Origin of the sequence: Erwinia sp. (genome assembly GCF_049696395.1) — a bacterium.
Classification (GTDB): Bacteria; Pseudomonadota; Gammaproteobacteria; order Enterobacterales; family Enterobacteriaceae; genus Erwinia.
In genome coordinates, this window is sequence record NZ_JBAVTT010000034.1 from 1 (window position 1) to 20,127 (window position 20,127).

At 53.6% G+C, this 20,127-nt stretch carries 16 protein-coding genes and 1 tRNA gene; 15 read left to right on the top strand and 2 right to left on the bottom strand.

The window, feature by feature from the left end:
• The 10 genes from WCC56_RS04780 to WCC56_RS04825 all read left to right on the top strand — a co-directional run.
• On the top strand, positions 1–279 hold a 279-nt coding region (locus WCC56_RS04780; protein ID WP_424691278.1), incomplete at its 5' end, for a flagellin.
• Between the two features lie 70 nt (positions 280–349).
• Positions 350–1,312, top strand: a complete 963-nt coding sequence (locus WCC56_RS04785; RefSeq protein WP_424691279.1) for an HNH endonuclease signature motif containing protein — start codon at positions 350–352, stop codon at positions 1,310–1,312.
• Between the two features lie 149 nt (positions 1,313–1,461).
• Positions 1,462–2,184, top strand: a complete 723-nt coding sequence (locus WCC56_RS04790) for an RNA polymerase sigma factor FliA (RefSeq protein ID WP_424691280.1) — start codon at positions 1,462–1,464, stop codon at positions 2,182–2,184.
• A 43-nt stretch (positions 2,185–2,227) separates the two neighbouring features.
• Positions 2,228–2,731, top strand: coding sequence for a flagella biosynthesis regulatory protein FliZ (fliZ, locus tag WCC56_RS04795; protein WP_424691281.1), 504 nt, complete (start codon positions 2,228–2,230; stop codon positions 2,729–2,731).
• A 90-nt stretch (positions 2,732–2,821) separates the two neighbouring features.
• Positions 2,822–3,808, top strand: coding sequence for a D-cysteine desulfhydrase (locus tag WCC56_RS04800; RefSeq protein WP_424691282.1), 987 nt, complete (start codon positions 2,822–2,824; stop codon positions 3,806–3,808).
• 94 nt (positions 3,809–3,902) lie between these two features.
• The gene (tcyJ, locus tag WCC56_RS04805) at positions 3,903–4,706 is read left to right on the top strand and encodes a cystine ABC transporter substrate-binding protein (RefSeq protein WP_424691283.1); all 804 of its coding nucleotides are present in this window, start codon (positions 3,903–3,905) and stop codon (positions 4,704–4,706) included.
• A complete protein-coding gene (gene tcyL / locus WCC56_RS04810) occupies positions 4,706–5,374 on the top strand; it encodes a cystine ABC transporter permease (protein WP_424691284.1) in 669 nt (222 codons plus the stop codon). The genes tcyJ and tcyL overlap by 1 nt, the downstream gene beginning before the upstream one ends.
• Complete coding sequence (tcyN, locus tag WCC56_RS04815) at positions 5,371–6,123, top strand: L-cystine ABC transporter ATP-binding protein TcyN (protein WP_424691285.1); 753 nt, start codon at positions 5,371–5,373, stop codon at positions 6,121–6,123. Before tcyL ends, tcyN begins: the two co-directional genes overlap by 4 nt.
• Before the next feature lie 236 nt (positions 6,124–6,359).
• Complete coding sequence (locus WCC56_RS04820; protein ID WP_424691286.1) at positions 6,360–7,454, top strand: acyltransferase family protein; 1,095 nt, start codon at positions 6,360–6,362, stop codon at positions 7,452–7,454.
• Positions 7,455–7,606: 152 nt separating this feature from the next.
• Entirely contained in the window at positions 7,607–8,683 is a 1,077-nt protein-coding gene (locus WCC56_RS04825; RefSeq protein WP_424691287.1) for an acyltransferase family protein, read from the top strand.
• Between the two features lie 114 nt (positions 8,684–8,797).
• Here the strand turns inward: WCC56_RS04825 and putA are convergent, their stop codons facing one another.
• Positions 8,798–12,748 (bottom strand): trifunctional transcriptional regulator/proline dehydrogenase/L-glutamate gamma-semialdehyde dehydrogenase, encoded by a 3,951-nt coding sequence (putA, locus tag WCC56_RS04830; RefSeq protein ID WP_424691288.1) that lies wholly within the window; start codon positions 12,746–12,748, stop codon positions 8,798–8,800.
• Between the two features lie 418 nt (positions 12,749–13,166).
• On the opposite strand from putA, the gene putP reads away from it, so the two are divergent.
• From putP to phoH, 5 genes are all read left to right on the top strand, one after another.
• Positions 13,167–14,651 carry a sodium/proline symporter PutP gene (gene putP, locus WCC56_RS04835; RefSeq protein WP_424691289.1) on the top strand — a complete coding sequence of 495 codons (1,485 nt, stop codon included), beginning with the start codon at positions 13,167–13,169 and terminating at the stop codon, positions 14,649–14,651.
• Between the two features lie 233 nt (positions 14,652–14,884).
• On the top strand, positions 14,885–15,718 hold the full coding sequence (gene efeU, locus WCC56_RS04840) for an iron uptake transporter permease EfeU (RefSeq protein ID WP_424691290.1): 834 nt from the start codon (positions 14,885–14,887) through the stop codon (positions 15,716–15,718).
• Between the two features lie 53 nt (positions 15,719–15,771).
• Positions 15,772–16,896, top strand: coding sequence for an iron uptake system protein EfeO (gene efeO, locus WCC56_RS04845; protein ID WP_424691291.1), 1,125 nt, complete (start codon positions 15,772–15,774; stop codon positions 16,894–16,896).
• A 6-nt stretch (positions 16,897–16,902) separates the two neighbouring features.
• Entirely contained in the window at positions 16,903–18,189 is a 1,287-nt protein-coding gene (efeB, locus tag WCC56_RS04850) for an iron uptake transporter deferrochelatase/peroxidase subunit (RefSeq protein ID WP_424691292.1), read from the top strand.
• Positions 18,190–18,764: 575 nt separating this feature from the next.
• Positions 18,765–19,553, top strand: coding sequence for a phosphate starvation-inducible protein PhoH (phoH, locus tag WCC56_RS04855; protein WP_013202639.1), 789 nt, complete (start codon positions 18,765–18,767; stop codon positions 19,551–19,553).
• Between the two features lie 274 nt (positions 19,554–19,827).
• On the opposite strand, the gene WCC56_RS04860 is transcribed toward phoH, so the two are convergent.
• Positions 19,828–19,915: transfer RNA gene (locus WCC56_RS04860), tRNA-Ser, on the bottom strand.
• Positions 19,916–20,127 lie beyond the last annotated feature (212 nt).

Here is a 20,127-nt window from a genome sequence, read left to right on the forward strand (position 1 = left end):
ACTGCTGACCCACTGGCTCTGTTAGATAAAGCCATTGCACAGGTTGATACTTTCCGTTCAAGCCTGGGTGCGGTACAGAACCGTCTGGATTCAGCGGTAACTAACCTGAACAACACCACCACTAACCTGTCTGAAGCTCAGTCACGTATCCAGGATGCTGACTACGCAACAGAAGTGTCTAACCTGTCTAAAGCACAGATCGTTCAGCAGGCTGGTAACTCCGTGTTGGGCAAAGCGAACCAGATTCCACAGCAGGTTCTGTCTCTGCTGCAGGGCTAATCTTAGTTCCCTGATTAAAGCTTCCTTAAAACCCCGCGCTCGCGGGGTTTTTTATCTCTGGAGTGTAGCTATGCGCTTCAATGTCGACCTTATACCTGGGGATTTGCTGACTTTTGAGGAGATAGCGCAGCGTTATGCGTTGAAATATCCCGAAGAGAAAGAGCTAACGGCGCGTGCGTTGTTAAGCCCCTCGACCAGCTACCGCAATCTGGTGATCCGCGCGGTGTTTGCCAATGAAGAAACCAACAGTCCGTTAGAGGATTTGTTGTTCGTCTCCAATGACAACGAGCGTAAAAACTACCTGCGCCGGTTTGAGTCCTATCTTAAGCAGCAGCAATCCTTCTTCTATTTCCGCCGTACGGCAGAAGCGAAGCAGGAAAACCGCTGGAAAGTGATGGGCGAAAGCCAGGTTTACGCCATGCTCGATCCGGCTTCGGCTGCGGTACAGAACCTGATGGCCAGCCGGGGTTACAAGCTTTCGCTGATGCGTAAAGAGGGCGAGGACCACTACTGGCAACTTTTTGATGCTCAGGCGCACCCTTGCTTCACCGTTTCACGGCGCATTCAGTTCGTGGTGGTGTTGACCAGTCCTTTACTGAATATCCCGGCGGGAGTAATTGCTGGCACTCAAGTGGGCAGACAGGTGAAAGCCAACGTCTGGCAGCGCGCCAGTCAGGCTGAGTTTGCCTCGTCGGTTAAGGCCCGTTATGGCGCTTGCGTCATTACCGGCACCCGGCTAATGGATCACAGCCAGTATCCCTGGGTGGAAGCCTGTCATATTGATACTCAAGAAAATGAGGAGGGTTTCCTGCAGGACAATAGCGTGGATAACGGACTGTTTCTGCGCAGTGATTTACAGCGACTGTTTAGCAGCCGCTTATTGACCATCAATCCAACGACCGGCACGGTGAGTTTCCGCCACGGCTTGCAGGACGACGTGAAAATAAGCGAGTTCTATCAGGAGCTGGACGGCAAGGTTTGTGTGCTCTGGCAGCAGGTTCCGACGGCTACCCGAGAAAAACTTCAGCCCTAAAGTAAATCTTAATGAGGCGGTTGCGCAACGCGCCGCCTTTTTACACAAAAATGAAATAACCCGCCTTTAGTACCGCTATTCAACCAATCAATCTCCCCTACAGAAACGGATAATCATGCCGATAACTTAACTAACGCAGGGTCGTCATCGTGAATGATCTCTATACCGCCGATGGTGTGATGGACAAAAACTCGCTCTGGCAGCGATACGTACCGCTGGTGCGCCATGAAGCATTGCGCCTCCAGGTACGACTGCCAGCCAGCGTGGAGCTGGATGATTTGTTACAGGCAGGAGGCATAGGTCTGTTGAATGCCGTGGAGCGCTACGACGCGCTACAGGGAACAGCCTTTACCACTTACGCCGTGCAACGAATCCGTGGCGCGATGTTGGATGAACTGCGCAGCCGTGACTGGGCTCCTCGCAGCGTGCGACGTAACGCACGTGAAGTGGCCGGTGCGATGCACAAGGTAGAACAATCGCTTGGGCGAACGGCTACCGAGCAGGAAGTGGCTTCTTCGCTTGATGTTTCATTACAGGAATACCGGCAGATCTTGCTGGATACCAATAACAGCCAGTTGTTCTCCTACGACGAGTTTCGTGAAGAGCACGGCGACACAGCCGAGCTGGTGACGGATGGCCACGAAGAGGCCAATCCGCTGCACCAGTTGATGGAAGGGGATCTGCGCGAGCGGGTCATTGAAGCGATTGAAGCCTTGCCCGATCGCGAAAAAATGGTTCTGACCTTGTATTACCAGGAAGAGCTGAATCTGAAAGAGATTGGCGCAGTGCTGGAAGTGGGTGAATCCCGCGTAAGCCAACTGCACAGTCAGGCGATTAAACGCCTGCGCGCCCGGTTATCGGGAGCGCGCTGACGGAGTCAGTATTGCACTCTCAACACCAACCGGGGACTCTCAGATGGGATCCAAAATTAAAATGAGGCCGTTGAGCCGCTATTTGAAAGACTACAAACACAGCCAGAGTAACTGTTCCCATTGTGGCAAAGTACTGGACCGTATGGCGTTAGTGTTTCGCGGTCAGATAATAAATAAAGAGGCCATAGCCCGGATGGACCAGCTGATCGATGATCAAGTCTGGCTAAAACTTCAGAACGAACTTACGGCACTGTGCCGCTTTTGCAGCGATATTTTCTGCAACACTCATCCAACTTATTTTGACATCATGGCGTTCAAGCAGTATCTGTTTGAACAAACTGAGATGAGCCACAGCACCATTCGCGAATACGTCGTTCGCCTGCGCCGCCTTGACGATATGCTATCGGCGCGCAATTTTCCGGCTGAAAAACTCAGTGGGAACAGCTGGCACGCCTGCCTGGAAAATGATTTACCGGATGCCGGTAATAACAACTATCGCATTGCTTTGCGCAAATATGACCAGTTTTTAGGCTGGCAGCGCGCTTAAGGTGACAACAACTCGCTCTTTTACGTTACCTTTTTGCCATCTTCTGTAAGACTGTAAGGATAACTGTTAGCGCCCTCAAAGGAGGCTGCATTGTCCTTACATCTTTTACCTTCCTTCCCCAAGCTTGAGCTGCTGGGTGCGCCCACGCCGCTGGAGCATCTGCCACGCCTGTCTGATTACCTCGGCCGCGATATTTTTATCAAACGTGATGACTTCACGCCGGTTGCGCTGGGCGGCAACAAACTCAGAAAACTCGAATTCCTCGCGGCGGATGCCTTACGTCAGGGCGCTGATGTGCTGCTTACCGCCGGTGCCATTCAGTCCAACCATGTGCGACAGACAGCCGCGGTGGCTGCAAAGCTGGGCCTTAAATGCGTTGCGCTGCTCGAAAATCCTATCGCCACTCCCTCTGCTAATTACCTGTCTAACGGCAACCGACTGCTGCTTGAGCTGATGGACGCTGAAGTGGTGATGGTCGATGCGCTGCACGATCCTGTTGCTCAGCTTGAAGAGCAGGCCACTCGTCTGGAAGCGCAGGGATTCCGTCCTTATATAGTGCCGATCGGTGGCTCCAATGCGCTTGGCGCGCTGGGCTACGTTGAATGCGCGCAAGAAATGGCGCATCAGATCGAAGGCGTGGTGGATTTTGCGGCGGTGGTTGTCGCCTCTGGCAGCGCCGGCACCCATGCCGGTCTGGCCGTTGGCCTGGAAGTGCTGATGCCTGAAACCGAACTGGTTGGCATTACCGTTTCCCGTAAAGCCGAAGATCAGCGGCCTAAAGTGGTGGCTATTCAGCAGCAGCTGGCCGCCTCGCTGGAAATGACCGCTTCCGCTTCAATCACCCTGTGGGATGAGTACTTCGGCCCGCAATACGGTATGCCGAACGAAGAGGGGATGGAGGCGATCAAGTTGCTGGCCCGTCTAGAAGGGATCTTCCTCGACCCGGTCTATACTGGCAAAGCGATGGCCGGATTAATTGACGGCATCTCGCAGAAACGTTTCCGTCGTGAAGGACCGATTGCTTTTGTCCATACCGGCGGTTCTCCGGCGTTGTTTGCTTATCATCCTTCGGTCTGAGCTGGAACGAAATAATCTTTGTCGGCCGCTGGTATTCACGCGGCCGCTCGAATAAATTCTGCGGGTCGGAATCTAATAACACAGTGGAGTCATTATGAATTTATCTCTGGTACGTCGCCGTCTGGTGATGGGAGCCGTGTCACTGGCGCTGGTGGCGGGCTTTTCAGCCAACGTCTTTGCGGCAGATGAAAACCTGCTCAGCAAAGTGAAAGAGCGTGGTTCTCTGTTAGTGGGGCTGGAAGGCACTTATCCGCCGTTCAGTTTCCAGGATGAAAACGGCAAGCTGGCCGGATTTGAAGTGGATTTCGCTGAGGCACTGGCGCAGCATTTAGGCGTGAAGGCCAGCCTCAAGCCGACCAAATGGGACGGCATGCTGGCGTCGCTGGACTCTAAACGCATCGATGTGGTGATCAATCAGGTCACTATCTCCGACGAGCGCAAGAAGAAATATGATTTCTCCACGCCGTATACCATTTCTGGTATTCAGGCGCTGACCAAAAAAGATAACGCAGCAACCATCACCAAGCCGGAAGATCTCAGCGGCAAGAAAGTCGGTGTCGGCCTGGGCTCTAACTATGAGCAGTGGCTGCGCGCCAACGTCAAAGACGTGGACATCCGTACTTATGATGATGACCCAACGAAATATCAGGATCTGCGCGTAGGCCGTATCAATGCGATTCTGGTAGACCGTCTGGCTGCGCTGGATCTGGTGAAGAAAACCGGTGATACGTTGGCAGTAGCAGGTCCGGCCTTCTCCCGTCAGGAATCTGGTGTGGCATTGCGCAAAGGCAACACTCAACTGCTTGAAGCGATCAATAAAGCCATTGCGGACATGCAGAAGGACGGCACGATGGCTAAACTGTCTGAAAAATGGTTTGGCGCGGACGTGACTAAATAATGCAGGAAAGTATTCAACTGGTGCTGGATTCAGCACCCTTTCTATTAAAGGGTGCGGTGTTCACTCTGCAGCTGAGCATCGGCGGGATGTTCTTTGGTCTGCTGCTCGGCTTTATTCTGGCGATGATGCGCCTGTCGCATTTCTGGCCGATCGCCTGGCTGTCGCGCTGTTATGTGTCGATTTTTCGCGGCACACCGCTGATAGCCCAGCTGTTTATGATCTACTACGGCCTGCCGCAGTTCGGCATTGAGCTGGACCCCATTCCTTCCGCGATGATTGGTCTGTCGCTAAATACTGCCGCTTATGCGTCCGAATCCCTTCGTGGTGCCATTGCGGCTATCGAACGGGGGCAATGGGAAGCCGCCTCCAGCATTGGTATGACGCGCTGGCAGACGATGCGCCGGGTTATCCTGCCGCAGGCTGCACGTACCGCGTTGCCGCCGCTGGGCAACAGTTTTATCAGCCTGGTGAAAGATACTTCACTGGCCGCCACTATTCAGGTGCCGGAGCTGTTCCGTCAGGCGCAGCTGATCACTTCCCGCACGCTGGAAGTGTTCACCATGTATCTCGCCGCCTCACTGATTTACTGGGTGATGGCCACGTTGCTCTCTCTCCTGCAAAGCAAGCTGGAAGATCACGTTAACCGCCAGGATCGGGAGTCGAAATGAGTGCCATTGAAGTCAGACAGCTGGTCAAACAGTTTAACGGGCAGACGGTGCTGAATGGCATCGATCTGGAAGTGAAATCCGGCGAAGTGGTGGCGATCATTGGACCCAGTGGGTCCGGTAAAACGACATTGCTGCGCTGCATCAACCTGTTAGAAGTGCCGGAAAGTGGCACTATCCAGGTGGGCGACATTAAGATTGATGCCGCATTGGGCATCAATAAACAGAAGGAGCTGGTGCGCCGTTTGCGTCAGCAGGTTGGGTTTGTGTTCCAGAGCTTCAATCTGTTCCCGCACCGCTCGGTGATGGAGAACATCATTGAAGGGCCGACTATCGTCAAACGCGAACCCAAAGCCGAGGCCATTGCTCGTGCCCGGGAGCTGCTGGAGAAAGTCGGTCTGCAGGGCAAAGAGGAGAGTTATCCGCGTAAGCTCTCCGGCGGGCAGCAACAGCGAGTGGCCATTGCCCGTGCGCTGGCCATGCGTCCTGAAGTGATCCTGTTTGATGAACCGACCTCTGCGCTGGATCCTGAACTGGTGGGCGAGGTGCTAAGCACCATTCGCGCGCTGGCTGAAGAGAAGCGCACGCTGGTGATCGTCACCCATGAGATGAGCTTTGCCCGTGATGTCGCCGACCGCGCGATATTTATGGATCAGGGTCGGATCGTAGAGCAGGGCGATGCCAAAAGCCTGTTTACGAATCCACAACAGCCGCGGACTCGTCAGTTCCTCGAAAAATTCCTCAATAATTAATTCTCCTGTCGCCGGGATCGCCGGCGATATATTTCCTAATCCCCCTGTTTATTGCTAAGGATAATCTTAATTATCCCGCCGGCTTATTTGGCTTACTGCCTGAGACACATCCTGAAATTGCTTCTCTCACTGATAATAACGACCGTTATCAGGCCAATTAGGAGGATCCCCCATGGCCTTTGGCTGGACAAAAGTTAATAATTCGTAAAGTTTTAAATTAATTTGGGTTTAGTGCTATGGCATCTTCTGGGAAAAATGAAGTTTTATGGATTAATACGTTGAAGGGGGGCTGTATTTTACTGGTGGTACTGCATCACACCATTATCACCACCTTCGCGCCATCTTTACAATATCTTACCGCCGGGGTCTTGCCAGCGGAAATATGGATCGCTTTTAATAAGTACCTCTCTCCACTAAGAATGCCGGCGTTCTTTTTTGTTTCTGGTTTACTGGCCATCAGTGCGATAAATAAGAAGGCGTGGGGAGAGGTTTTCACGAAGAAATTTACCAATATTTTTTACCTTTATTTACTTTGGGGCGTGATCCAGTGGGTCAGTATTTACAATATTTCAGCCAATTTGATCGGAGATAAGCTCTCCACGGCGAAAAACGCCGCCTATGCTGAAAGCCCGCTGGAGTTTGTGAAGCTGCTGTTTTTATCGATGACCAGCCTGTGGTACCTGTACGCGCTGGCTGGCTATTTTGTGGTGGCTAAGCTGTTCCACCGCCACAAGGTGGCATTGATTGTCGCGGCGCTGCTGATGAACTACGCCACGCAGTTCAGCCTGGTGCCAGGCTGGGGACCGGCAAGCGTGGTGCAGAACTTTGTCTACTTCCTGTTGGGGGCGTACTTCAGCCACTCTTTGGTTGAGCTGAGTTTTATGACCCGCCGCAACGCACTGATCCTTAGCGCCTTTGCTCTGACCGGTGTCGCGCACCAAGCGGTGGGACTGTACAAGAACCCGTTCTACTGCATGCTGGCAATCGTGTTTGGCATCGTGCTGTGCAGAGCGCTGAACAACCGATTCAATATGGCCTGGCTGAACTGGATAGGCCGGAATACGTTACAGATTTATGTTTTACACCGCATTTTTATCGAGCTGCTGGGACTGAGCGTGCTGACGCTGGCCGTGCAGTACAAGCTGTTCGATAACAGTGCGTTTTCAGTGATTTGGGCGTTGACGCTTCCGGTGGTTGCCGTCAGTACCTGTACTGCTGTCTCCTTGCTGGTTTGGTCACTGCTGAATCGTGGTCCTGGTCGGGCGCTGTTCCTCTATCCAGGATTGATGAGAGAAACGCGGCCTAAACCCGATATAGCCAGCAATAACTGACAGTCTCCACTCAGGGCCGATAATATCGGCCCTGAGTGTTTCTGAACCACCGTATTATCCCGTACCACATAATAATAAAATTACACTCAGCACCAGGAGAAGTTGCTGCCACGCTTTTATAAAAATACGACGAAAACAGCAGGAGTATTATAATGCATACTACTCAAAAGAAAGATATCGCCTGGGTGAATAGCCTGAAGGGCGGGTGTATTTTGTTGGTTGTCTTATATCATGTTGTACTACCAGGTTATGCTGAAATGATCACCCATTTAACCGCCGGATTTTTCCCGGCGAAATTATGGGTTGCTTTTAATTATTATCTCTCACCGCTAAGAATGCCCGCGTTCTTCTTTGTTTCCGGCCTGCTGGCGGCCAATGCTATTGTTAATCGGCCCTGGAAACAGGTGTTCACCAGTCGCGTCACCAATCTGTTCTATCTCTACTTCCTGTGGGGACTGATTCAGTGGTTGATGATTAACGGCGTCTCAGGTGAAATTATGGGAGACCACCTCTCTGATAACCTCAATGCTGCCTGGGCTTCCACACCGTGGGAGTTTATGAAGCTGATGTTACTGGCGATGAGTTCTTCCTGGTATCTCTATGCACTGGGTCTGTTCTTTGTCTTTGCCAAGGTGTTCCGCCAGCAAAAAGTATTGATGCTGTTGGTGGCAGCGGCACTGAACTATGCGGCTATCGTCAAAGCTATCCCCGGCTGGGGGCCGGAAAGCCTGTCGCAGTACTTTATCTTCTTCCTGTTTGGCGCGTTCTACAGCAGCACGCTGATGCGTTGGAGTGAGTGGCATCGCAGTAATGTGTTGCCCTGGGTAGCGCTTGTTGCCCTGGCTGGAGTGCATGCGTTGCTGGGGTTAACAGAAAGCCTCTTCCTGTGCGTGATAGCAATCCTGTTCTGTATCTCCGCCTGTCGGGCGTTGAATCGCTACTTCTCGATGAGCTGGTTAAACTGGATCGGTAAAAATACGCTGCAAATCTATGTCTTGCACCGTATTTTCATCGAGTTCTTTGGCATGTCTGCCATCCTGTTTGCCGTGCATCATCAGCTGTTTGCCAGCAAGGCGTTCTCTATGCTGTGGGCAGTGGGCTTCCCAATCGCCATGGTAGCTGTCTGTTCGGGCTGCTCGGTATGGGTCTGGACGTTGCTCAATCGCGGGGTAGGGAAGAACCTGTTTATCTACCCAAAACTGCTGCGCATGAAGTTGAATGTTCAGTGAGTGCCAGCCGTTAAGGTTCAGGGCCTGATTTAAGGCAATAAAAAACGGGGCGATGATTCGCCCCGTTTTTGTTCATTTCACCTTATTCACTGCAGCTGACGCCCGGCAATCCTGTTAACCGATAGTCATCAGGCTGGCATTGCCGCCTGCCGCAGCGGTGTTCACGCTCAGCGAGCGCTCAATCAGCAAGCGTTCCAGCAGCAGATTGGTTTCACCACGGGCAAAGCCCTGCACCGAGACAATCGGCCCTTCACGCGTAGCAACCGTCTCGCACACTGTGCGTAACTGATCGGCATCACCGTGATAAATCACTGCATCAAACGCCTCGCTGGCTGCCAGTGGCTGTGCGCTAAGCGCGATCCGTTTCTGCACTTCAGCAGGCAGTGCTTTCAGCAGCGTGCGGTGCAGCTCATCATCGCTCCAGATCACCTGGCTGCCAACGGCGGTCGCGCCAGCCAGCTGGATCAGCGCATCTTGCTCATTGTCCGCCAGGCACAGCACATGCTCTCTTGGCAGCAGCGCGAAGGTGTTACGTTCACCCGTTGGGCCAGGCAGTAAGCGGACGGTGCCACCTTGTCCCAGCTCTGCAAAGCGGGCGCAGCAGGCAGCGAGCTCCGGTTTGTCCTTCGCCCACTCGGTCAGTGCCTGATGGGCAGCTAACAGCGTGGGACGCAGAGCAGCATCTACCGGACGTTCGCCATCCTGACGATCCAGCGTGACGCGCAGCGCACCGTCCGGACGGTGTGACAGCAAACGATAGAGATACAGCGGGCCACCGGCTTTAGGCCCTGTGCCTGACAAACCTTCCCCACCAAACGGCTGCACGCCAACCACCGCGCCAACCATATTACGGTTCACGTAGAGGTTACCGACGCGGGCGTTATTGGTCACCTGATGGATAGTCTCGTCGATACGGGTGTGAACCCCTAACGTCAGGCCGTAGCCGGAAGCATTAATCTGCTCAATCACCTGCGGCAGGGAACTGCGCTTGTAGCGCACCACATGCAGCACCGGGCCGAAGACTTCTTTATCCAGGTCGCTAACGCTGGTCAGCTCAATCAGCGTTGGCTGAATAAAGGTGCCGCTCTGCCACTCTTTGCTGTCTTCCTGGCTGGCATAGGCTGCCTGATACACCGCCATGCCTTTACTGCGCATCGCCTGGATATGACGTTCGATATTCTCTTTGGCTTCGGCATCAATTACCGGGCCGATATCGGTAGAGAGGCGTTCAGGATTGCCCATCCGGCATTCGGCCATCGCGCCGCGCAACATTTTCAGCGTATGTTCAGCCACATCTTCCTGGATGCAGAGCAGACGCAGTGCGGAACAACGTTGACCGGCACTGTCGAAGGCGGACGCGACGATATCAATGACCACCTGCTCAGTCAGCGCTGAAGAGTCAACGATCATCGCATTCATGCCGCCGGTTTCAGCAATCAACGGCGTAGGGCGGCCTTGAGGATCCAGGCGGCCAGCCAGATTACGCTGCAACAGGGTCGCTACAGCGGTAGAACCGGTAAACATCACGCCACGAACGCGCGGATCGCCCGTCAGCTGAGCACCAACGGTTTCCCCTAAGCCTGGCAACAGTTGCAGCGCACCAACCGGCACGCCCGCTTCATGCAGCAGGGCAACCGCTTCGGCTGCTACTAACGGCGTTTGCTCCGCTGGTTTAGCCAACACGCTGTTGCCAGCGGCCAATGCAGCAGCAATCTGGCCGGTGAAGATCGCCAGCGGGAAGTTCCACGGGCTGATACAAACCACCGGGCCCAGCGGACGGTGGGTTTCATTATCAAAGTCATCACGAACCTGACCGGCGTAGTAATGCAGGAAGTCGACCGCTTCACGCACTTCGGCAATCGCGTTGCTGAAGGTCTTGCCGGCTTCACGCACCAGAATACCCAGCAGGCGCTGCATCTGACCTTCCATCAGGATCGCGGCGCGCTCCAGAATGGCCGCTCGTTCTTCTGGTGGGGTAGCGAACCAGATTGGACCAGCAGCGGCTGAGGCATCCAGCGCCGCAGACACTTCTGCTTCGCTGGCGTGGCGTACGTAACCGACAATATCCGTCGGTTCTGCGGGGTTGATCACCGGCAGGGAGTCGCCTGCCTCCAGCTCGCCGTCGATCATTGGAGCAGCCTGCCACGGTTGACTCGCACTGTTCAGCAAAGCGCTGGAAAGTGAGGCCAGACGGTGTTCGTTAGCCATATCGAGCCCGGCGGAGTTCTGACGCTTAGGCCCATACAGGTCACGCGGCAGAGGAATTTTCGGGTGCGGTAAACCAATCGCGCCTTCCACGCGGGCCATTTTCTCCACTTCTTCTACCGGATCGGCCACCAGGTCTTCGATCGGCAGCGTGTTATCCGCAATACGGTTAACAAAGGAGGTGTTAGCGCCGTTTTCCAGCAGACGACGAACCAGATAAGCCAGCAGGGTTTCATGCGTTCCTACTGGCGCGTAGATGCGGCAAGGGCGGTTTAATTTACCGTCGGCCACTTTGCCCACCACCTGCTCGTAAAGCGGTTCGCCCATGCCATGCAGGCACTGGAACTCATACTGACCAGGGTAATAGTTGTTGCCAGCCAGCTGATAAATCGCCGCCAGCGTGTGGGCGTTATGTGTCGCGAACTGCGGATAAATCAGGTTTGGCACCGCCAGAAGTTTGCGGGCGCAGGCCAGATAAGAAATGTCGGTGTAAACCTTGCGGGTGTAAACCGGGTAGCCTTCCAGACCGTCGACCTGGGCGCGTTTGATTTCGCTGTCCCAGTAGGCGCCTTTCACCAGACGGATCATCAGGCGGCGGCGGCTGCGCTGAGCCATATCAATCAGCGCGTCAATGACAAACGGGCAACGCTTCATATAAGCCTGGATGACAAAGCCAATGCCGTTCCAGCCTTCCAGCTCAGGTTCAAAACAGAGTTTTTCCAGCAGATCCAGCGACAGCTCCAGGCGGTCGGCTTCTTCCGCATCGATATTGATACCGATGTCGTAAGAGCGGGCGAGCAGCGTCAACGATTTCAGGATTGGGTAGAGCTCGGTCATCACGCGCTCGTATTGAGCACGGCTGTAACGCGGATGCAGCGCAGAAAGCTTGATCGAAATACCCGGGCCTTCATAAATACCGCGGCCGTTAGAGGCTTTCCCGATGGCGTGGATTGCTTGCTGATAAGAGAGCAGATAAGCCTTGGCATCCTGCGCGGTCAGTGCCGCTTCACCCAGCATATCGTAGGAGTAACGGAAACCCTTCTCTTCCAGCTTGCGGGCGTTGGCCAGCGCTTCGGAGATGGTTTCACCGGTAACAAACTGCTCGCCCATCAGACGCATCGCCATATCCACACCTTTGCGGATCAGCGGCTCGCCACTTTTACCGATAATCCGGTTCAGCGAGCGGGAAAGGTTAGCTTCGTTATGGGTGGAAACCAGCCGCCCGGTAAACAGCAGTCCCCATGTCGCCGCATTGACGAACAAGGAAGGGCTGCGACCAAGGTGCGAATGCCAGTTGCCATTGCTGATTTTGTCGCGGATTAACGCATCACGAGTTGGTTTATCTGGAATACGCAGCAGCGCTTCAGCCAGGCACATCAGAGCCACGCCTTCCTGTGAAGAAAGTGAGAACTCCTGAAGCAGGCTTTGCACCATGCCAGCGCGGCCGGTTGCCCCTTTCTGGTGCCGAAGCTTTTCGGCCAGCTGGTGGGCAAGGCGATAAGTTTGCTGCGCCAGCGGAACCGGAAGACGAGCCTGTTCAAGGATCATCGGCACAGATTCTGTCTCAGGGCGGCGCCATGCGGAGGTTATTGCAGCGCGGGTTACAGACTGCGGCAGAATATGCTCTGCAAAGGGCAGAAACGGCTGGCGTTGCTCGTCTGGCGGGGTTTCTTCCCCTTCCTGTACCAGCGCCTGCTGCGGGATTTCAGGCAGGGCATGCCCACTTTCTAACTGCTCAAGATAGTTAAAAATCGCCTGCTTGATCAGCCAGTGTGGGGTGCGGTCAATCTGGCCTGCAGCCAGCTTAATACGCTCGCGCGTGGCTTCATCCAGCTTCACGCCCATGGTTGTTGTACCCATGCCTGAGAACTCCTTAAAAGAATAATGACGATGTTGGCAAGCAATATCACTTAAGTTGCAACTTTGTGCAACCGTGTTAAATGTGACGCCGTTTGCAGAGTTTGAAACCGATTATTTAAAAGCGGCATGGATATTGCTGCAAGAATCCGGCCAAGGTTATAAATCGCCATTCTGCCTGGGCTGGAAAGCAGTTTTTTGCAGGTGCAACCGGTTAAAATGTGATCCAGTGCAACCTGTTAAAACGTAACCTGTGACGAAGGGTGAAATTGCTGTAACTGCTGTGTTAAATCGTTTGTGCGCCAAAGCGGTTTACGGCAGGATACCCCGCGCTGAGCCAGGGAGGTAGCGCCGCGACGTTCCAGCGGCAACTACAAAATTCTTACGGTTGCGCGTCAACAATAATAAGTGGAGAACCTGAATGACTCTGAGTACACCAATGATGGTGACCTTTTGTGTGTATATCCTCGGCATGGTGCTGATAGGTTTTATTGCATACCGGTCTACAAAAAACTTCGATGACTACATCCTGGGCGGTCGCAGCCTGGGGAGCGTGGTTACCGCGCTGTCTGCTGGGGCTTCTGATATGAGTGGCTGGCTGCTGATGGGGCTGCCGGGTGCGATTTTCATTTCTGGTATTTCAGAAAGCTGGATCGCAATCGGTCTGACTATCGGGGCATACCTTAACTGGAAGATTGTGGCAGGGCGTCTGCGCGTGCAGACCGAGCATCACGATAATGCCCTGACTCTGCCAGACTTCTTCTCCAGCCGCTTTGAAGACAAAAGCAAAATGCTGCGGGTGATCTCAGCGCTGGTGATCCTGGTGTTCTTCACTATCTATTGTGCTTCCGGCATTGTGGCTGGTGCGCGTCTGTTCGAAAGCACCTTCGGCATGAGCTATGAAACCGCGCTGTGGGCCGGTGCTGCTGCCACTATCCTCTATACCTTTGTTGGCGGATTCCTGGCGGTAAGCTGGACAGACACCGTGCAGGCAAGCCTGATGTTCTTCGCGTTAATTCTGACGCCGGTAATGGTGATTTTCGCCGTAGGGGGTCTGAGCGATTCACTGCAGGTGATCGAGGCGAAGAGTATCGAAAATCTCGATATGCTGAAAAACCTGAACTTTGTGGCGGTGATCTCGCTGCTGGGCTGGGGCCTGGGGTACTTCGGGCAACCGCATATCCTGGCGCGCTTTATGGCCGCTGATTCCCACCGTTCGATTCGTAGCGCACGCCGCATCGGGATGATCTGGATGATCCTGTGTCTGGCTGGTGCGGTTGCGGTTGGCTTCTTCGGCATCGCCTACTTCCAGAACCATCCTGAGAATGCTGCTGGCGTGTCTGAAAACGGCGAGCGCATCTTTATTGAGCTGGCGCGTATTCTGTTCAACCCGTGGATTGCCGGTATCCTGTTGTCCGCTATTCTGGCTGCGGTGATGTCCACGCTGAGCTGCCAGCTGCTGGTGTGCTCAAGTGCGCTGACAGAGGATTTGTATAAAAACTTCCTGCGTAAGAATGCCACTCAACGTGAACTGGTATGGGTAGGGCGTCTGATGGTTCTGCTGGTGGCGGTGATTGCCATTGCGCTGGCGGCTAACCCGAACAACCGCGTGTTGGGACTGGTAAGCTACGCCTGGGCTGGTTTCGGTGCCGCTTTCGGTCCAGTGGTCCTGTTCTCGCTGATCTGGAAACGTATGACCCGCAACGGCGCGCTGGCTGGCATGATTATCGGTGCCGCTACCGTGCTGATCTGGAAACAGTACGGCTGGCTGGATCTGTATGAAATCATCCCTGGCTTCCTGTTTGCCAGCCTGGCGATCTGGATCGTCAGCCTGATGGGCCGTGAACCTTCCGCAGCGGCGCAGCAGCGTTTCGAAGCGGCAGAAGCCGAGTACAATACCAAGTAATCACACTGTCTGACCTCCGGGCGTCACCCTGACGCCCGGAACAAGGTTCTTTCCCCGCATTTTATTTCCCCTACTGAAGCGAAAAGCGTAGTTACCGACGCGCCCCTTCTCGCAAAGTGTGAAAATACCGCACCTGCCTCTTGTTTTTTTCATGCCGATAATGATAATCGATATCGTTTTGATTTACGTTTCTTTACTGCAACTGAAATTCTTTCACACTCGAGGGTGTAGGCATGTTTGTTCCCTTTCTCATCATGTTACGCGAAGGCCTGGAAGCCGCGCTGATCGTCAGCCTGATCGCCAGCTACCTGAAGCGTACCCATCGCAGTGAATGGTTTGGCGCGATGTGGGTGGGCGTGTTTGTTGCCGCCGCACTTTGTCTTGGCGTGGGCTATTTCATCAATGAAACCACCGGCGAATTCCCACAGAAAGAGCAGGAGTTGTTCGAAGGGATTGTGGCCGTGGTAGCCGTTTGTATCCTGACTTATATGGTGTTCTGGATGCGTAAAGTGTCCCGCAACGTTAAGGCCCAGTTGGAAGATGCGGTGGACAATGCGCTGCAGAAGGGTAAAAGCAGCGGTTGGGCACTGATTATGATGGTGTTCCTGGCGGTAGCCCGTGAAGGGCTGGAATCGGTGTTCTTCCTGCTAGCCGCGTTCCAGCAGGATGTCGGCATCGGCCCGCCGGTAGGTGCGCTGCTTGGCCTGGCTACAGCGGTTATCCTCGGCATGCTGATCTATTGGGGCGGTGTGCGCCTTAACCTGGCAACCTTCTTCAAGTGGACCAGCCTGTTTATCCTGCTGGTGGCAGCAGGCCTGGCCGCTGGGGCCATCCGCGCCTTCCATGAAGCCGGATTATGGAATGAATTCCAGTCGATCGCCTTTGATATGAGTAACACCCTCTCTACCAGCACGCTGATAGGTACGCTGCTGGAAGGCATGTTGGGTTATCAGGAAGCACCAAGCGTCAGCGAAGTGGCGGTCTGGTTTATCTATTTAGTTCCTGCACTGCTGCTGTTCTTTATGCCAGTGCGTCCACAGTCTGCGGCAGTGCGTACCACGCGCTAAGCCTTTGTCCGCGCCTGTTTTGCAGGCGCGTAAACTTTTCACAGGGATTTACTATGACTCTTCGTATTCGCCAGCACGCGCTGAATGCTGCGCTCGTGACTTTGCTGACTGGTTCTGCCGCTGCGATGGCCGCTGATATTCCTCAGGTGAAAATCAGCGTCAATGACAAGCAGTGTGACCCAATGAACGTCACGGTGAACGCGGGTAAAACCCAGTTCATCATCCAGAACAACAGCCAGAAAGGGCTGGAGTGGGAGATCCTGAAAGGGGTGATGGTCGTAGAAGAGCGTGAAAATATCGCGCCGGGCTTTACTCAGAAGCTGACAGCCAATCTGGAAGCGGGTGAATATGACCTGACCTGCGGCCTGTTGAGCAACCCGAAAGGCAAACTGATCGTCAAGGGCACCAACGCGTCTTCTGACGGCAAGCCAGACGTGATGCAGTTAGTCGGACCGATTGCGGAATACAAAGTTTACGTGACTAAAGAAGTGGCGGAACTGGTTGCCAATACCAAAGCCTTCACTGATGCAGTGAAAGCAGGCGACATCGAGAAAGCGAAAGAGCTGTACGCACCCACTCGCCGTCACTACGAGCGCATCGAACCTATTGCTGAACTGTTCTCCGACCTGGATGGCAGCATTGATGCCCGTGAAGATGACTTCGAGAAGAAAGCGGAAGATCCTAAGTTCACCGGCTTCCACCGTATTGAGAAAGCGCTTTGGGGCGATAAGAGCACCAAAGGCATGGAAACCTTCGCTACACAGCTGAACACCGATGTGCTGGATCTGCAGAAGCGCATCGACGAGTTAGCCTTCCCGCCAGGCAAAGTTGTTGGCGGTGCGGCTGGTCTGATTGAAGAAGTTGCTTCCAGCAAAATCTCTGGCGAAGAAGATCGTTACAGCCGTACTGACCTGTGGGACTTCCAGGCTAACGTCGATGGCGCGCAGAAAATTGTTAACCTGCTGCGTCCACTGCTGCAGAAAGCCGATGCGCCTCTGCTGGCGAAAATCGATGCTAACTTCAAGAAAGTGGACAGTATTTTGTCAAAATACCGGACTAAAGACGGTTACGAATCTTATGACAAGCTGACTGACGCCGACCGCAACGCAATGAAAGGTCCGATCACCACATTGGCTGAAGACCTTGCTAAGCTGCGCGGAACGCTGGGACTGGATTAATTGTAGATGGCATGGCAACCAGAAGATGACGCGGCACTGCCGTCGCGTCGTCGTTTATTAAAAGGCATGGGCATCCTTGGGGGTGCCTTTGCTGTTGGCGGAGGCTGTCCGGCGCATGCTGCACCGGACGATAAATCTTTCTCACCTGGCGCGCTGTCACCCTCAGCAAGACAGGAAGCGCAGCCGTTTTATGGCCTGCATCAGTCGGGCGTTACCACACCTCAACAGGCTGCGATGATGATCGTGGCCTTTGACGTTCTGGCGACCGACAAAGCGGACCTGCAGCGTCTGTTCCGCCTGCTGAACGAGCGCATTGCGTTTCTGACCAAAGGGGGTAAAGCGCCGCTGGTGACCAATCCGCGTTTGCCGCCAATGGATTCTGGCATTTTGGGTGAGGATATTTACCCGGATAACCTGACCATTACGGTGTCGGTTGGCCATTCGCTGTTTGACGATCGATATGGTTTGCAGGCGCAAAAGCCGCTGAAATTGCAGGCCATGACGCGCTTCCCGAATGACTCGTTGGATGCCCGATTGTGCCATGGCGATCTGCTGCTGCAAATCTGTGCCAACACCAATGACACGGTGATCCACGCGCTGCGAGATATCATCAAGCATTCGCCGGATTTGCTCAGCGTGCGCTGGCGTCGTGAAGGGTTTATCTCCGATCATGCTGCGCGCAGCAAGGGCAAAGAGACGCCGATCAATCTGCTGGGCTTCAAAGACGGTACGGCGAACCCGGACACGGCTAACCAGCCGCTGATGGACTCTATTCTGTGGGTGACCGCAGGGCAGGGGGAACCGGCCTGGAGCGAAGGCGGCAGTTATCAGGTGGCGAGGATTATCCAGTTCCACGTTGAATTCTGGGACCGGACGCCGTTGCGGGAGCAGGAGACGATCTTTGGCCGAGTGAAGCACAGTGGTGCGCCGCTAGGAATGCAGAACGAGCATGATGTGCCTGACTATGCCAGCGACCCTGATGGCAACGTCACGCCGCTGGATGCGCATATTCGTCTTGCTAACCCACGAACGCCAGAAACCCAGAGCAATTTGATGCTGCGGCGTGGCTACAGCTATTCGGGGGGAGTTTCAAACGCCGGTCAGCTTGAAATGGGCCTGTTGTTCGTTTGTTATCAGCATGATTTAGAAAAAGGTTTTCTCAGCGTGCAAAAAAGACTGAACGGTGAGGCCCTGGAGGAATATATCAAGCCGATTGGCGGGGGATATTTCTTTGTGCTACCCGGTGTCAAAGACGATCGGCATTATCTTGGCCAGTCTTTGCTGGAAGCCTGATAGTTTCATTAAGGAACCTTCTGCTTCGTCGTGAAGGGGGAGGTTATTTTTTAATCAGTTATTTTTTTCTGCCTTATTTTCCCGTTCCCCGCGCATTTTCTGAATCAGAAAATGACTTAAGAAAAATCCAATGCATTGAATTAAAACGCTATTTAATTCAGTGTGGCCTCGCTGCCTGCTATTAACCCTTAAATTGTTACCTTAGAAGTAAAATAGATGTTGCATTGATCCTGAGATCTGTAGCACTTTATTAACAGCGGTAGGAAGAAGTGTTGTCAGGTTCACCACGGAGATCGCGAATGGTAAAGTGCTGTAACGGACAGATGTACGATAAACAAAGTTTCGCGGCTCCATGCGAGGGCGATACTACCGCTTCAACTTTCTCTTCTCTCTTATATTCTAACGGCCAACTTTTCTCAGTTTCAAACCGGTGCACAGCTGCGCTTGAGCATAGTTATGCGCTAACACAATGGCCAGACAAGGCTTAAAAGGAAGCCACCGAAACCTCTAAAGCGTTCACGTAATCGCATTGCTCCTGAAGATGCGGGAAATGAAACCAACTGTAAGGTGCCACTATGGGAAGACAGAAAGCAGTGATCAAAGCTCGTCGTGAAGCAAAACGTGTGCTTCGTAGCGATTCACGCAGTCACCGTCAGCGTGAAGAAGAATCGGTCACCTCGCTGGTGCAGATGGGTGGGTTAGAGTCGATTGGCATGGCGCGTGATACCCGTGACCATTCACCCATTGAAGCCCGAAATGAAGCTCAGGCGCACTATCTTAAAGCCATAGAAAGCAAACAACTGATCTTTGCCACGGGCGAAGCCGGTTGCGGTAAAACCTGGATCAGCGCAGCGAAAGCGGCTGAGGCCCTGATTCATAAGGATGTTGACAGGATTATTGTTACGCGTCCGGTGTTGCAGGCGGATGAGGATTTGGGATTCCTCCCTGGAGATATCTCAGAAAAATTCGCACCGTACTTCCGGCCAGTGTATGACGTTCTGGTTAAACGTCTGGGCTCTTCCTTTATGCAGTATTGTCTGCGTCCCGAAATCGGCAAAGTGGAGATCGCTCCCTTCGCTTATATGCGTGGACGAACGTTTGAAAATGCCGTGGTGATCCTTGATGAGGCGCAAAACGTCACCGCCGCCCAAATGAAGATGTTTCTGACCCGCCTTGGGGAAAACGTTACTGTGATTGTGAACGGCGATATCACACAGTGTGATTTGCCGTCCCATGTGAAGTCCGGTCTCAGCGATGCGCTATCTCGCTTCGAGGACGACGACATGGTCAGCGTGGTGCGTTTCGAAAAAGAAGATTGTGTACGTTCACAGCTCTGCCAGCGTACGCTTCTCGCTTACGGCTAAGAATGAGTTAGCTGAGCCAGGCCCGGATGAAAATCCGGGCTTTTTTATGCAAAAAAAAAGCCCGAACGTAAGTTCGAGCTCTTCTTCATAATATGGTGGTGAGAGAGGGGGATCACGAGGCACGTCCATGTGCCTCGCCCTTTGGGCAGCAGAGCTGTGCAAAACGGCTATCCTGCCGTTTTGTCGAACCCTGTCGAGGCTTCTCACCCCTCTCTTTCCTGTGCTATAGGCAAAAAAAAAGCCCGAACGTAAGTTCGAGCTCTTCTTCATAATATGGTGGTGAGAGAGGGGTTCGAACCCTCGATACGTTGCCGTATACACACTTTCCAGGCGTGCTCCTTCAGCCACTCGGACACCTCACCATATTTTTACTGCTTCGTCCCAGAGGGGCGACGGGGCGCTACTATAGGCAGTCGTAAGGAATGGGTCAAGAAGAATTTTCTTTTGTTCTATCAGCTTATGCCCAATCTCCAGGGACAGGTTCTGCGAGTGATCGCAGAGGCCTTGTCATCATACCGCCACGGGATGGACACAAAAATGTCACGGTTGTGTCGCAAACTAGCTCCCTGAAATG

Excerpts from the sequence above, each read along its gene's own strand:
- WCC56_RS04785 (WP_424691279.1), top strand. The coding sequence starts at position 350 with ATGCGCTTCAATGTCGACCTTATACCTGGGGATTTGCTGACTTTTGAG.
- fliZ (WP_424691281.1), top strand. The coding sequence starts at position 2,228 with ATGGGATCCAAAATTAAAATGAGGCCGTTGAGCCGCTATTTGAAAGAC.
- tcyJ (WP_424691283.1), top strand. The coding sequence starts at position 3,903 with ATGAATTTATCTCTGGTACGTCGCCGTCTGGTGATGGGAGCCGTGTCA.
- tcyL (WP_424691284.1), top strand. The coding sequence starts at position 4,706 with ATGCAGGAAAGTATTCAACTGGTGCTGGATTCAGCACCCTTTCTATTA.
- tcyN (WP_424691285.1), top strand. The coding sequence starts at position 5,371 with ATGAGTGCCATTGAAGTCAGACAGCTGGTCAAACAGTTTAACGGGCAG.
- WCC56_RS04820 (WP_424691286.1), top strand. The coding sequence starts at position 6,360 with ATGGCATCTTCTGGGAAAAATGAAGTTTTATGGATTAATACGTTGAAG.
- WCC56_RS04825 (WP_424691287.1), top strand. The coding sequence starts at position 7,607 with ATGCATACTACTCAAAAGAAAGATATCGCCTGGGTGAATAGCCTGAAG.
- putA (WP_424691288.1), bottom strand. The coding sequence starts at position 12,748 with ATGGGTACAACAACCATGGGCGTGAAGCTGGATGAAGCCACGCGCGAG.
- putP (WP_424691289.1), top strand. The coding sequence starts at position 13,167 with ATGACTCTGAGTACACCAATGATGGTGACCTTTTGTGTGTATATCCTC.
- efeU (WP_424691290.1), top strand. The coding sequence starts at position 14,885 with ATGTTTGTTCCCTTTCTCATCATGTTACGCGAAGGCCTGGAAGCCGCG.
- efeO (WP_424691291.1), top strand. The coding sequence starts at position 15,772 with ATGACTCTTCGTATTCGCCAGCACGCGCTGAATGCTGCGCTCGTGACT.
- efeB (WP_424691292.1), top strand. The coding sequence starts at position 16,903 with ATGGCATGGCAACCAGAAGATGACGCGGCACTGCCGTCGCGTCGTCGT.
- phoH (WP_013202639.1), top strand. The coding sequence starts at position 18,765 with ATGGGAAGACAGAAAGCAGTGATCAAAGCTCGTCGTGAAGCAAAACGT.